The sequence below is a fragment of the Synechococcus sp. CBW1006 genome, from assembly GCF_015840525.1.
In the GTDB taxonomy this organism is placed as follows: Bacteria; Cyanobacteriota; Cyanobacteriia; order PCC-6307; family Cyanobiaceae; genus CBW1002.
In genome coordinates, this window is record NZ_CP060396.1 from 234726 (window position 1) to 247947 (window position 13222).

General features: G+C 64.8%; 11 protein-coding genes and 1 tRNA gene. 11 read left to right on the plus strand and 1 reads right to left on the minus strand.

All coding sequences use genetic code 11. The annotated features are described in order from the left end of the window. Positions 1–102: 102 nt before the first annotated feature. From H8F26_RS01175 to H8F26_RS01200, 6 genes are all read left to right on the plus strand, one after another. Positions 103–372 carry a hypothetical protein gene (locus H8F26_RS01175; RefSeq protein WP_197156905.1) on the plus strand — a complete coding sequence of 90 codons (270 nt, stop codon included), beginning with the start codon at positions 103–105 and terminating at the stop codon, positions 370–372. A 126-nt stretch (positions 373–498) separates the two neighbouring features. After that, complete coding sequence (locus H8F26_RS01180) at positions 499–972, plus strand: ribosome assembly cofactor RimP (protein WP_197156907.1); 474 nt, start codon at positions 499–501, stop codon at positions 970–972. A 54-nt stretch (positions 973–1026) separates the two neighbouring features. Next, the gene (nusA, locus tag H8F26_RS01185) at positions 1027–2472 is read left to right on the plus strand and encodes a transcription termination factor NusA (protein WP_197156909.1); all 1446 of its coding nucleotides are present in this window, start codon (positions 1027–1029) and stop codon (positions 2470–2472) included. Next, a complete protein-coding gene (locus H8F26_RS01190) occupies positions 2472–2747 on the plus strand; it encodes a YlxR family protein (RefSeq protein WP_370594662.1) in 276 nt (91 codons plus the stop codon). Before nusA ends, H8F26_RS01190 begins: the two co-directional genes overlap by 1 nt. Before the next feature lie 83 nt (positions 2748–2830). Beyond that, complete coding sequence (infB, locus tag H8F26_RS01195; protein WP_197156912.1) at positions 2831–6232, plus strand: translation initiation factor IF-2; 3402 nt, start codon at positions 2831–2833, stop codon at positions 6230–6232. Between the two features lie 5 nt (positions 6233–6237). Next, a complete protein-coding gene (locus tag H8F26_RS01200) occupies positions 6238–7128 on the plus strand; it encodes a low-complexity tail membrane protein (RefSeq protein WP_197156914.1) in 891 nt (296 codons plus the stop codon). Here the strand turns inward: H8F26_RS01200 and H8F26_RS01205 are convergent. After that, on the minus strand, positions 7048–7314 hold the full coding sequence (locus tag H8F26_RS01205) for a DUF3493 domain-containing protein (RefSeq protein ID WP_197156916.1): 267 nt from the start codon (positions 7312–7314) through the stop codon (positions 7048–7050). The genes H8F26_RS01200 and H8F26_RS01205 overlap by 81 nt on opposite strands. Before the next feature lie 54 nt (positions 7315–7368). Between H8F26_RS01205 and H8F26_RS01210 the strand changes: the two genes are divergently transcribed. From H8F26_RS01210 to H8F26_RS01230, 5 genes are all read left to right on the plus strand, one after another. Then, a tRNA-Thr gene (locus H8F26_RS01210) sits at positions 7369–7440 on the plus strand. Positions 7441–7605: 165 nt separating this feature from the next. After that, positions 7606–8835: an FIST signal transduction protein gene (locus H8F26_RS01215; protein WP_197156918.1), complete on the plus strand. Its 1230-nt coding sequence runs from the start codon at positions 7606–7608 to the stop codon at positions 8833–8835. Beyond that, positions 8832–11162 (plus strand): bifunctional diguanylate cyclase/phosphodiesterase, encoded by a 2331-nt coding sequence (locus H8F26_RS01220; protein WP_197156920.1) that lies wholly within the window; start codon positions 8832–8834, stop codon positions 11160–11162. The genes H8F26_RS01215 and H8F26_RS01220 overlap by 4 nt, the downstream gene beginning before the upstream one ends. A gap of 232 nt (positions 11163–11394) precedes the next feature. Continuing rightward, a complete protein-coding gene (locus H8F26_RS01225; RefSeq protein WP_197156922.1) occupies positions 11395–11991 on the plus strand; it encodes a J domain-containing protein in 597 nt (198 codons plus the stop codon). After that, positions 11988–13217: a protein phosphatase 2C domain-containing protein gene (locus tag H8F26_RS01230; protein ID WP_197156924.1), complete on the plus strand. Its 1230-nt coding sequence runs from the start codon at positions 11988–11990 to the stop codon at positions 13215–13217. The genes H8F26_RS01225 and H8F26_RS01230 overlap by 4 nt, the downstream gene beginning before the upstream one ends. Positions 13218–13222: the final 5 nt, after the last annotated feature.

Here is a 13222-nt window from a genome sequence, read left to right on the forward strand (position 1 = left end):
CGCCGAATCTGCCGGACCCGGCAGGGCTCGGTGGCAAATGGGCACGGCCGCGCCCCATCACGGCGCGATCGGCTTAAGTTGCCGCGAGTGTTTTCGCCGGCCATGGCTCCCATTCCTCCCGGCAGTCGTCAGCGCTGCACCCTCTGCCAGGTGGAGATCCAGGGCATGGTCGGAGGCAACGACCTGGTGCATTTCAGCCAGGGAGCACCCGGCAGCCGCGCCAAACTCTGGGCCCGGGTCTGCCAGTACCTGCGCACTCCGGAACAGTGCTCCCAGTGCCTCAACCAGGACGCGACGCGGCGCGGTGAGGTTGTCGCCAGCGACTACTACGCCGAAGCGCCGGAGATCGATCTCAGCAATCCCCTAGGGTGAATGGCTGCACTGCCCGCCGGGCAGGACCCGTTGCCGCCGAGCGCCGTCAGGCGAGGGCAGCCGCGGGGCAGTTCCAGAACTGCGAGGCTCGGCGGCCATGCATGCCGACGCCCGCAGCCCTGAGCCTTGCCCCATCCGCTGATTCCTGATCTGCTGCAGCTCGCCGCCCCAGTGGCCTCCACCCTGGCGCTTGAGGTGCGGGATGTGCGGCTGCACACCCATCGGATCCCCCTCACCCTGCAGGTGGTGGTGCAGCGATCTGATGGCGCCGACATCAACCTCGATGAGTGCGCCGGCCTGAGCGGGCCGCTGGGCGAGGCGATCGAGGCCTCCGGGCTGCTGACCGAGGCCTATGTTCTGGAGATCACCAGTCCCGGCATCGGCGAAGACCTTCACGACGATCGGGATTTCCGCAGCTTTCGAGGCTTTCCCGTGGAGGTCAGTTTCCATGACCCCAAAGGGCTGCGCACCAGCCTGGAGGGGTTGTTGCTGGAACGGGACGCCACGGATGTACGCCTCAATCAGCGCGGCCGCACCGTGCGCATCCCCCGCGACGCTGTGATTCGCGTCCGCCTGATCACTCCAGACGGCAGCGCCTGAGCCCCCGCGCTTCCGGTTCGTCTTCCCCCTTCCCCATCCACCACCGATTCGTCCATGGCCCTCGTCCTGCTCCCCGGTCTGAACAACCTGATCGAGGACATCAGTGAAGAGAAGAAACTTGCCCCCCAGGTGGTGGAGGCCGCTCTGAGGGAGGCCCTGCTGAAGGGCTATGAGCGCTACCGCCGCACCCTCTACCTGGGCATCAGCGAGGATCCGTTCGAAGAGGACTACTTCAGCAATTTTGACGTCTCGCTCGACCTCGATGAGGAGGGCTACCGGGTGCTGGCCAGCAAGATCATCGTGGAGGAGGTCGAGAGCGACGACCATCAGATCGCTTACGAAGAGGTCTGCCAGGTGGCCCCGGACGCCCAGGTGGGGGACACGGTGGTCCTGGATGTGACTCCTGAGAAGGACGACTTCGGCCGCATGGCCGCCGCCACCACCAAGCAGGTGCTGGCCCAGAAGCTGCGGGATCAGCAGCGCCGCATGATCCAGGAGGAGTTCGCCGATCTGGAGGATCCTGTGCTCACCGCGCGGGTGATCCGCTTCGAGCGCCAGAGCGTGATCATGGCCGTGAGCAGCGGCCTGGGCAGGCCCGAAGTGGAGGCGGAACTGCCGCGCCGTGACCAGCTGCCCAACGACAACTACCGCGCCAACGCCACCTTCAAGGTGTTTCTCAAGGAGGTGAGCGAGGTGCCCCGCCGTGGCCCGCAGCTGTTCGTCAGCCGCTCCAACGCCGGTCTGGTGGTGTATCTGTTCGAGAACGAAGTCCCTGAGATCCAGGAGGGATCGGTACGGATCGTGGCCGTGGCCCGCGAGGCCAACCCCCCTTCCCGATCGGTCGGTCCCCGCACCAAGGTGGCGGTGGACAGCGTCGAACGCGAGGTGGATCCGGTCGGAGCCTGCATCGGAGCCCGCGGCTCCCGCATCCAGCAGGTGGTCAACGAACTGCGCGGCGAAAAGATCGACGTGATCCGCTGGTCTCCCGATCCGGGTCAGTACCTCGCCAACTCCCTCAGCCCGGCACGGGTGGACATGGTGCGGCTGGTGGATCCCGATGGACGCCACGCCCATGTCCTGGTTCCCCCGGACCAGCTCAGCCTGGCCATCGGCCGCGAAGGGCAGAATGTGCGCCTGGCCGCCCGACTGACCGGCTGGAAGATCGATATCAAGAACGCCGCCGAATACGACCAGGCCAGCGAAGACGAGAAGGTGGCCGAACTGATCGCCCTGCGTCAGGAAGAGGAAGCTCTTCAATCGGAAGCGGAAGCTCGCCTGGCCGCTGAGCAGGCCGCCCGCGCCGAGGAGGACGCCCGCCTGCGCGAGCTCTATCCCCTGCCCGAGGACGAGGAGATGCTGGAGGGTGATGACGGCAGCGAAGCTGAGTTGGCTGAACCAGAGCCGGCTGAAGCCGATGTCCCGGCTGAGGCGACTGCCAGCGACACGGAATCCCTGGCCGACCCTGAACCCGCCGCGGCCGACGAGGATGGAACCCGGTGATGGCGCGACCCGTTCTGCGCCGCTGCGTGGCCTGTGGAGAGCTGTTCAACCGCGAACAGCTCTGGCGGGTGATCCGGCTGGCGCAGGGCGGAATCGGACTGGACAGGGGCATGGGCCGCTCGGCCTACCTCTGCCCCAGCCGCAGTTGCCTGGACGAGGCGAAACGGCGCAAGCGGCTGCAACGGGCGCTGCGCACCCAGGTTGCAGATTCCATCATCGCCACGCTCAACCAGCGTCTGCGCGACGACGACGCGACCACCTCTGAGGCAAGATGAACCGTGGCCGCAGCATGGATGCGGCCCGGTGGCACCCGTTGTCCCGACTGGCGGCCGGACGGCCCCGACCCTTGGAGACCTGAATGACCAGCAGCGGCAAAGTCAGAATTTATGAGCTGTCCCGGGACCTGGGCCTGGAGAACAAGGACGTGCTCGATGCCGCCGAAAAATTGTCCATCGCCGTGAAGAGCCACAGCAGCTCGATCAGCGACGACGAGGCCATCCGCATCCGGACCCTGATCAAGGGCAACGGCTCCGGAGCGACCCCAGCTGCCCCGGCAGCGCCCGCCAAGGCCATTCTTTCCGTGAAGAAAGCCGCAGCCGACACCCAACCCCAGCCCCCCGCCGTGGCTCCCAGCAAGCCCGCCGCGCCCGCCCGCCCGGTGGCCGCCGCTCCTCCCAGCCCGAGCCAGCCGCCCGCTGCGCCCTCGCGGCCGTCGGCACCGTCGAAACCGGCCGCAACCTCGCAGACGGCAGCGCCCAGTCGCCCAGCGCCGGTGAAACCCAGTCGGCCGGCAACGCCTCCAACCGTCATTGCCACCAAGCCGGCCGCCCCTGAAAAGCCGGCCGCCAAACCTGCTCCAGTGATTGCCAAGCCGGCTCCGGTGGCGGCCAAACCCGCCACCATGCCTGCCAAACCTGCATCCCGTCCAGGTCCGGGTAAGCCCTCGGCTGGCCCCGTCAAGCCCCCGGCACCGGTTCGTCCTGCCGCCGTCGTCAAGCCCCCGGCACCGGTCAAGCCTGCTGCCGCTCCGCCACCCCGGAAACCCGAAGCGCCAGCACCGGCGCGCCCCGACGCCAACGTCCGCCCCACATCACCGCGGCCTGCGATGCCGCAGCGCCCCGGCCAACCCCAACGCAGCCCCGGCGGCCAACCGGCACGTCCAGCCGGAAAGCCTCAGCTGGTGGGTCGCCCGCAGAGCGGCCAGTCCACCCCAACCCCCGCCGGAAGCGGCCGTCCGGCGGCGCCACCGGTGAGCCGTCCCACAGCCACGGGGCCACGGCCCGGGGCACCACAGCGGCCTGCGGCCCCCGCCCCGGTTCGGCCCGGCCAGGCCGGTACCCGCGGTGCCGGCAATCGCAGCGGCACCTCCCCCCTCGAGCTGGTGGGCAAGCCCATCCGCCGGGATGCAGCTGGCCCCGGTGCGACCGGCGTGACTCGCCCCGGCATGCCGGCCGGCATGCGCAAGCCGATGGCACCGGGCGAGCTGATGCAGTTGCAGAAGCCCAACGCCCGTCCGATCGCAGCCCCCCCACGCCGTCCTGAGCGTGGCGAGGTGGCGGCCGGCTCCAGCACTGATCCGGCCCGTCCCACCGCCACTCCGCCGAACGCCCCCCGCCGGCCGGCCTTCCGGCCCGGCATGCCGGCCGGCACCAACCGGCCCCGCCGCCCCGACTGGGACGACAGCGCCAAACTTGAGGCCCTGCGCAGCCGCTCGCCGCAGAAACAGCGGCAGAAGGTTCACATCATCGGCGATAACGATGATGCACTCACCGCCGAAACCGGCGGCTACGCCGGCGAACAGGAAGCGCTGGTTCTGCAGGCCAGCCTGGCCCGCCCGGCCAAGCCGCGCAGCGCCGTCGCCGCCGCGCCCAAGCCCACGGTGGCCGTGCGCAAGCGCAAGAAGGAGACCACGCGCCAGCGCCAGCGCCGCCGCGCCATGGAGCTCCGGGCTGCCCGCGAGGCCAAGGCCCAGCGCCCCGAGATGCTGATCGTGCCGGAGGGCAACCTCACGGTGCAGGAACTGGCCGACCGGCTCGGTGTCGAGAGCTCCGAGATCATCAAGAGCCTCTTCTTCAAGGGGATCAGCGCCACCGTCACCCAGACGCTGGATCTCTCCACGATCGAAACGGTGGCCGAGGAATTCGGCGTTCCGGTGCTGGAAGACGACGTGGAAGCCGCCGCCAAGAAGACGGTGGAGATGATCGAGGCCAGCGATCTGGCCCACCTGATCCGCCGCCCTCCCGTGGTGACGGTGATGGGCCACGTCGACCACGGCAAGACCAGCCTGCTCGATGCCATCCGCAAGACCCGCGTGGCAGCGGGCGAAGCCGGTGGCATCACCCAGCACATCGGTGCCTACCAGGTGGAGATTCCTCACGCCGGCGAGCACCGCCGCATCACCTTCCTCGACACCCCAGGTCACGAGGCCTTCACCGCCATGCGTGCCCGGGGAACCAAGGTGACCGACGTGGCCGTGCTGGTGGTGGCCGCCGATGACGGGGTCCGCCCCCAGACCCTGGAAGCGATCAGCCACGCCCGCGCGGCCGAGGTGCCGATCGTGGTGGCGATCAACAAGATCGACAAGGAAGGCGCATCACCCGAGCGGGTCAAGCAGGAACTGTCCGGCCAGGATCTGGTGGCGGAAGACTGGGGTGGCAACACCGTGATGGTGCCGGTGAGCGCCATCAAGGGCGAGAACATCGACAAGTTGCTGGAGATGATCCTGTTGGTGACGGAGGTGGAAGACCTCCAGGCCAACCCGGATCGGATGGCCCGCGGCACCGTGATCGAGGCCCACCTCGACAAGGCCAAGGGACCGGTGGCCACCCTGCTGATCCAGAACGGCACCCTGCGGGCCGGCGACGTGCTGGCAGCCGGCCCTGTGCTCGGCAAGGTGCGCGCCATGGTGGACGACACCGGCAAGCGGGTGAAGCAGGCGGGGCCCTCCTGTGCGGTGGAGGCCCTGGGCTTCAGTGAAGTCCCCACCGCCGGCGACGAGTTCGAGGTCTATCCCGATGAGAAGACCGCCCGCAGCGTGGTGGGCGATCGGGCGAATGAGGCCCGCGCCACCCGCCTGGCCCAGCAGATGGCCTCCCGCCGGGTCTCCCTGGCGTCCATATCGGGGCAGGTCAGCGAGGGCGAGCTCAAGGAGCTCAACCTGATCCTCAAGGCCGACGTGCAGGGCAGTGTGGAGGCGATCCTCGGATCGCTCGAGCAACTGCCCCAGGACGAGGTCCAGGTGCGGGTGCTGCTTTCGGCACCGGGCGAGATCACCGAAACGGATGTGGACCTGGCGGCCGCCTCCGGCGCCGTGATCGTGGGCTTCAACACCTCGATGGCCTCCGGCGCCAAGCGCGCCGCCGATGCCACCGGCGTGGATGTGCGCGACTACGAGGTGATCTACAAACTCCTCGAAGACATCCAGATGGCCATGGAAGGCCTTCTGGAGCCGGAGCTGGTCGAGGAATCCCTCGGCGAAGCCGAAGTGCGCGCCGTGTTCACGATCGGCAAGAGCGCCGTGGCCGGCTGTTATGTCACCAACGGCAAGCTGCAGCGCAACTGCAAGGTGCGCGTCCACCGCGGCAAGGACAAGGTGTACGAGGGCGACCTCGACTCCCTGCGCCGCAACAAGGACGACGTCAAGGAGGTGGCCACCGGCTTCGAATGCGGCATCGGCTGCGATCGCTTCAACGCCTGGCAGGAAGGCGACCGGGTCGAGGCCTACAAGTTCGTCACCCAGCGCCGAACCCTCAGCACCTGATCATCGTGAATCCCCGCAGCGAACCGCTGCTGTGGCTGCAGCTCCTCGGCCTCCCCGCCCTGCCCCTGGAAGCGCTGGTGGTGCTGTTGCTGCTCGGGGGCAGTGATCCAGGCCCTTGGCCGGCCTTGGAGCGTCTGCTCACCTGGGCCATCGGGGTGCTGATGCCGGCGGTGCTGCTCTGGCGCCGGCCTCCGGACGCCTTTTCCCTCCTGCTCGCGCAAGCCCCACTGCGGGCCCGTCGGGATCTGCAGGGGCGGATCAGCCGCCTGCAGGACCATCCGCTGCTGCGGGGGGTACTGATCGCTGGCGCCGTTGTGGCCCTGCCTCTGCTCTGGTGGCTGGATGGTCACGCCGCCCTGGTGGCTGGCCCACTGGCGTTGCTGGATGCTGATCAGCGGCTGCAGGCTCTGCTGCTGACGATGCCGGTGCTGGCATTGATGCTGTGGCAATGGCAGCAGGTGCTTCAGAGCCTCTGGCTGCTCAGCCGCAGCCCAGCGGCGATCGAGGCCGCAGCACCCTTCAGTCAGGTGGAGCTTGAGGACAGGCGCCTGTGCCTCGGCCTGCCGCTGCTGTTGCTCCCGGATCTGGCCATCTCCCGGCCTGTCTCTGGGGCGGCTCCAGTGGCAGCGGCACCGGCAGCAGCCACGGAACTAGCTTCAGAGGAAGGGTCTCCAGAGGAGGGGGCTGCAACAGAAGATGCGGCCATGGAAACACCTGGTGGTGAAGCCATCGAGAAAGCTGTTTCTGAGCAGGCTGTCCCTGAGGAGTCTGTCCCTGAGACAGCTGAACAGGGTGTCAGCACTCCGGGCGACGCTTCAGCCCCCCTGGTTGCGATCGAACCAGAGCAGCGTGGCAAAGATCGCGAAGGCCCCGATCTGGATCAACAGATCGACTGAGGCCACCCCCTCACCACTGGCGCCCCTGAGAGCCATCGTGGCCAGGCCGAGGCTGGCCGAAGCCAGCAGCGCAAACCACAAGGCCCGTCGCAGCCCGCGCCACGGAGTGCGGAGCTCGGTGAGCAACCGTTGGCGCAGGGCGGGATCGAGATCGCGCGAGGGGGAGTCGTCCTGCCTGGATCCCATGAGACGCACCACAACGGGACAACGTTAGGGCGAATGCTAGTTTCAGAGGGTATTGCCGGTGTAGCTCAGCGGTAGAGCAACTGATTCGTAATCAGTAGGTCGCAGGTTCAAATCCAGTCACCGGCTTTTCGCAATTCTCTAGAGATCCTTCTTCCCGGGTCGGGTTGGGATCCCATGTCATCACTGAATCTGACACTTCGTCGATACCAGCGGCTCTGGCTCGAAGGACGTGTGATTCCTGGAGTGATCAGCAGGTGGGGCTGCCAATGGTCCCGCGTTAGTCTGAGATCCTTGTTCTCTGCCCCAGCCGGCAGCCGCATGATCGAGTTTCGTTCCGGCAACATTCGTGCCGTGAATCCCGAGCGGGCCGTTCTCGAGGCACTGGAACTTGCCTACGGTACCGATCGACCCGATTGTGCCGTGCTCCTGATTCTGGGCGTGGTAGGGCACAATCTTGAGAGTCTCAGTCGGGTGGCGGCGCGGCAATGCCCTGAAGCGAGGATCCTGGCAGCATCCTGTGCGGGGGTTGTTGGACGCGATGGGCCGGGCGAATCGATGCACGACATCGCTGTGATGGGGATCTCTGGAGAGGGCTTTGGAGTCGCCCACGTGGATGGACTGCTCGGCCCCACATCCTTCTCCAAGGGAGTCGAACTGGCTCAAGAGCTTCAGCAGGCAGCACCGCACCCTGTTCGGATGGTGTATCTGCTGGCCTCCGGCATTGACATCGCCAACGACCGCCTGATCGCCGGAATTGAATCCGTGCTCGGCCCGGAGGTTGTGATCTTCGGCGGCACGTCTTCGGATCAGATGCAGGGGGTGAGCAGCCAGCAGGCCGTCGATGGTGAGCTGTTTCAGCATGCGGCCCTCGCTGTGGGGTTCTGGGATCCCGATCTTCACGTGGTCACCCAGGCCAGTCACGGGTTCGTGGCAGTCGGCAATCCTCTGCGGGTCACCAAGGCGGAGGGCAATCGCATCCTGGAACTGGACGGTCAGCCAGCCTGGCAGGCCTACCTGCAACGCCTTGGCCTGCCTGCCGACGCGACCGAAGCTGACACGATTCCGATTGGCGCCCTGGCGGAACTGCTGCCGGAAAACCTGGCACGGGACTACGGCAATCCCCATATTCTGCGCGTGGTGACCCATCACACCCCGGAAGGGGGGCTTCTTTACGCCACTGACTGTGCCGCAGGCACCGATCTGTGGATCACCGTGCGGGACGAGGAGCGCATCTTCAACGACGTGGACCGGATGCTGGCGGCCATGGCCAGTGCCGCACCTGACGGACACCTGCTGGCCGTATTCCATGCCGATTGCCTGGCCCGTGGTCGCCGCCTCTTTCAGCGCGTGATCAAGGAAGAGCTGATCCATCGCCTGCAGATGCCCTTCCTGCAACAGGGGCAGGTCCCTCCCTGGTTCGGCATGTACGGATTTGGAGAATATGCCCGTTTGGGGCAAGCCAACAGCTATCACAACTACACCACTGCCCTGGCGGCCCTCTATCAACCCGCTCCCGCATGACCCTGGATCTGGCTGCGGCCTACTCACGGCTACAGCAGGAGCTGATATCGGTACGTTCCCGTCTCGACAGGCAGGTGGAACAGCTCACCCGGCTCAACCGGTTGTCCGACGCCTTGCTGTCCATGGGGCCCCAGCAGCCGAGCATCACGATCCTGGCCGAGGCCTTGGCCGATGTGCTGGATGTAGGGATCGGCGCGGTGTGGATCCTGCCACAAGAGAAGATGGCGGAGAGCATCAGATTCGCCTGCAGCGGCTGCATCCCGGATCAGGACAGGTGGCGCGAACTTGGCCCACAGATCGAGGCCCAGCTTCGGCATCTCAGTCCCCGCAAGGCACGACGGCTGGCGGGATCACAGTCAAGGATGACGACATCCTCCATGGTCCTGCCGGGCCTCGAGCAGGGGGAGGCAATGGCCTGCCGATGCATCAGCCGCGACGGTCACTGCCATGCCGTGGTCCTGGCAGCGAATCCGGCGATGATCAGCGCCAGCTGCGAGCCCATCAGCGACGATGCCCTTGAAGTGCTGAATCTGATCGCCGAGAAAGTCGGTGCCCATCTTGATCAGGAAAGCGACCGCCTGGTGATCGAAGCGCAGGTGGAGGCGCTGCATGCCTCGGAGACGCGGCTGGAACTGGTCCTCCAAGGAACCAATGACGGTTGGTGGGACTGGGACGTGACCAACGACACCTGCTTCTTATCGGCACGCTGGCAGGAAATGCTTGGCTATCCCCGACAGGAGGCTGCCGGTAACTCCGAATTCTGGATCCACCGCCTCCATCCCGGCGATCGCAATGACTTCGAGAAACGGCTGAAACGAGCCCTGGAGGGCGAGATCGACAGTATCGAGGCAGAGTTGAGACTGCGCCATGAAGACGGTTCCTATCTGAGCGTGCTGGCCCGGGGGAAGATCACGCGTGATTGCGAAGGCAAACCAGGCCACTTCGCGGGATCCATCCTTGATCTCTCGGAACGCAAGCGTCACGAGGCGCACGTGCACCGGCTCGACTTCTACGACACGCTGACCCAACTACCGAATCGGCGCCTGCTGGTAGACCGATTGCAGCAACTCGCCAGTGCCTATCCTCGCCTGAATCGATGTCACGGGGTCCTGAAGCTCGACCTGGATCGATTCAAGACCCTCAATGACACCTACGGCCACGCTGCCGGGGACCAGCTGCTCTGCGCTGTGAGCCGCCAGTTGCGTGCTCTTGTGCCCCAGGACAACACCGTGGCCCGCCTGGGAGGAGACGAATTTGTCGTGGTACTCGAAAGACTCGCATCCACGACGGAAGAGGCACGACTGGAAGCCCAGAAGGTCGCCGCGATGATCCTCAAGTCCCTGAATCGAGGCCACCACATCGATATCGGGGTGGTGCACAGCAGCGTCAGCATCGGCATCGCCCTGATGACGGAGCCTGAGCTCAGCGTTGAGACCCTGTTGCAGCAGGCTGGAGTGGCTCTATTCGAAGCCAAGAAACTGGGTCAAAACCAGATTCAGATGTTTGAACCAGCCATGCAACAACGGATCGTGAACCGTAGTCGACTTGAATCGAAGCTACGCCAAGGGTTTGTTGACGACGAACTACGGGTGAACTACCAGGCGCAGGTTGATGCATTGGGGAGACTATGCGGCATGGAAGCTCTGATGCGCTGGGATCATCAGGGCACAAGCCTCATTTCGCCCTCAGAGTTCATTCCGATCGCCGAGGAGTCTGGTGTCATTCACGCCTTGAGGCGCTGGAGCCTTGAAACTGTTTGCCATCAGATCAGCCGGTGGGGACTGGTCCGCAGCAACAATATCAGGGTAGCCGTCAACATCAGTCCGACCGAGTTTCTCCATCCAGACTTCCCGGACGATCTCATTGCCCTGCTGCGGCAGACAGGCATCCCAGGAAGCCTGCTCAACCTGGAGATCACCGAGGCAACTGTGCTGACCGACCTTGAGTTCGCGGCACAGCGCATGCATCAACTCCGGTCGCACAATCTGGAGTTTTCCCTCGACGACTTCGGCACCGGCTTCTCATCAATCACCTATCTTCGCCACTTACCGGTGAGGGAAGTGAAAATCGACCGCAGCTATGTGGAACGTTTCTCCTTCGACCCACAGGATGCAGCAATCGTGCGCACGATCGTCGCCCTCTGTGACACCCTTGGGCTGCGAATGATCGCCGAAGGCGTGGAAACCGAGCAGCAATGGGATCTGTTGCGGCAGTTGGGCTGTCGTCACTTTCAGGGCTATCTCTTCGGTCGGCCCCAGCCCGCCACTGCCGATCTGCAGATGATGGTGGAGCCGCGGTTCCGCAAGAATGCGCCGTCAGCCACTTGAGCGCCGCCCTGTGCGATCGGCTTCTGATGGGCACGGCAGTGCCCCATGCGTGCGATGGCGACATGGCACTGGAGCACATCGGAAGGCCATGAATCACGAGGATCGGGCAACAACACGGCTTCTGGCCTGCCCGGGCTGCGGCCGCCAACTACGTGTGGTGGTAGCCACTGAGCCGCGCCCCCTGAAATGCCCTGAGTGCAGGCTGCATTTTCAGGTCCGTTGTGCCAGCCCCTTGGATGACGACACCATCGAACTTCTGGTGAACGACTGCGAAAGAAGCCAGAACTGTCCCTACGAAATCCTGGGGGTTTCAGCACAGGCCAACGACATCGAGATTAAGAGAGCCTATCGGCAAGCAGCTCTGAATTCACATCCAGACAGAAACGGCAACAGCCCCGAATCAGTCAAGCGTTTCAGAGAGGTTGCCAATGCCTATACCCAGCTGATGAATACAGAACAAAGGGCTGCCTATGACGCGCAACAAGCCGCCAGACAAGAGCACCAATGGCAGCGAGTCACGGCAAGACCAGAAACCTTGTCCTACAAAGATGAACTCCACCACAGCAAGAAGTGGCCAACACAAGCCAGGGCTCCAGCACCGAGAGCCCCCCTTGCCAAACGTCCTGAAATCCTTCGTATTCGCTATCTTGTGATTGGCCTTTCGGGAGGAATAGCGATCGGTATTCTAATGCCAAACGGCAGTCGACTGATTCAGCTGCTTCTCGGCATCATGGCTTTCCTGGGACTAGCCAGACTGATCATCCGTGCCTTGCGGCCAACTGCATCAAAAGCGCAACAATCGGCATCCCAGCAAGGAAGTCAACGATGACGCATCAAGATGTGATTTCCGAATCCCTGGCTGGCTGGCAGGTCTTGGCCTGCATCAGCCGAACAGGTGCCTCCCATCGCCAACGCGGCCATCATTGCCAGGACAACGTGGCCCAGGTCCTGAGCAGGAGCCGCGATGGAGCTCCCGTGACGGTGGTGGCCATGGCGGATGGCCACGGCCACCCACGCCACTTTCTCAGTGACGTGGGCAGCAAGCAGGCCTGCCGCGTGGCCACCCTGACCGTGAGCGAATGGCTGGGCGACCTGAGGCTTCAAGAAGGAGTGCGAACTGATCTGGAGCACTGCAGGCAACAGCTGGCCCGTGAACTGCCAAGGCGCATCCAGCGCCACTGGACCTCAGCAATTCAGCAGCACTGGAGACAACAGCAGAGGACCATGCCGGCTCCAGCAGGGACAACACAGCCGCTCACGTCACAGCCGCTGGAACCTGAGGCGATGGACTCTCAAGCATTCTCGAGGCTTCCCTATGGATGCACCCTCGCTGTCCTGGTGCTGACACCGCAATGGTGGGCGGTGACCGGACTGGGCGACTGGGATCTGGTACGCGTGTCCAGCGATGGTGTCGCCAGGCTGCTGAGTGAGGAGAGATCCCCCAATCCGGAGAGAGAATCCACGGCCAGCCTTTGCCAGGCCGATGCCGCACAGGCGATGGCAGCCCGTACCCAGATGACAGGGCTGGAACCGGATTCGGAACCCTTCGCCGTCATGATCAGTACCGACGGGGTGAGAAAGTCCTGTGGCGCCACCACGGACTACCTCAGCTGGGCCACCGAGCTGGTGACAAGCCTGCAGCGACCCTCTGCAGGGGCTCCGATGAGATCGGATCTGTCCCAGCGCCTCGACAGGCTGAGTAGCCGAGGCACAGGGGACGACGTGAGCGTTGCCGTTGCTGTGCAGGGATCGCTGGTGATGCCAACACGACAGCCGGACCACCTGCATGGCAAGACCGAACCACAACGCCTGCCAGGCAGCAAACCATCAATCACGCCACAAGAATCAGAGCCCAGGCCAATCCTTCAACCCGGTCTGTGGCCTCTCCACTGGCTGCAATGGACGCTGAACCATCGCCGCAGCCTCGGTGTGCTGATCGTGTCATTGGGCAGCATTAGCATTTTACTGTCATTGCGAGTTCTGGGGATCTGGTGCAACGACATCTTTCTGCTGCCCGAACAGAGCGGGGAATCCTGCAGAGGCCGTGATCGCTGACACCA

Coding starts and splice junctions, on each gene's coding strand:
- H8F26_RS01175 (WP_197156905.1), top strand. CDS start 103: ATGGCTCCCATTCCTCCCGGCAGTCGTCAGCGCTGCACCCTCTGCCAG.
- nusA (WP_197156909.1), top strand. CDS start 1,027: ATGGCCCTCGTCCTGCTCCCCGGTCTGAACAACCTGATCGAGGACATC.
- H8F26_RS01190 (WP_370594662.1), top strand. CDS start 2,472: ATGGCGCGACCCGTTCTGCGCCGCTGCGTGGCCTGTGGAGAGCTGTTC.
- infB (WP_197156912.1), top strand. CDS start 2,831: ATGACCAGCAGCGGCAAAGTCAGAATTTATGAGCTGTCCCGGGACCTG.
- H8F26_RS01205 (WP_197156916.1), bottom strand. CDS start 7,314: ATGGGATCCAGGCAGGACGACTCCCCCTCGCGCGATCTCGATCCCGCC.
- H8F26_RS01220 (WP_197156920.1), top strand. CDS start 8,832: ATGACCCTGGATCTGGCTGCGGCCTACTCACGGCTACAGCAGGAGCTG.
- H8F26_RS01230 (WP_197156924.1), top strand. CDS start 11,988: ATGACGCATCAAGATGTGATTTCCGAATCCCTGGCTGGCTGGCAGGTC.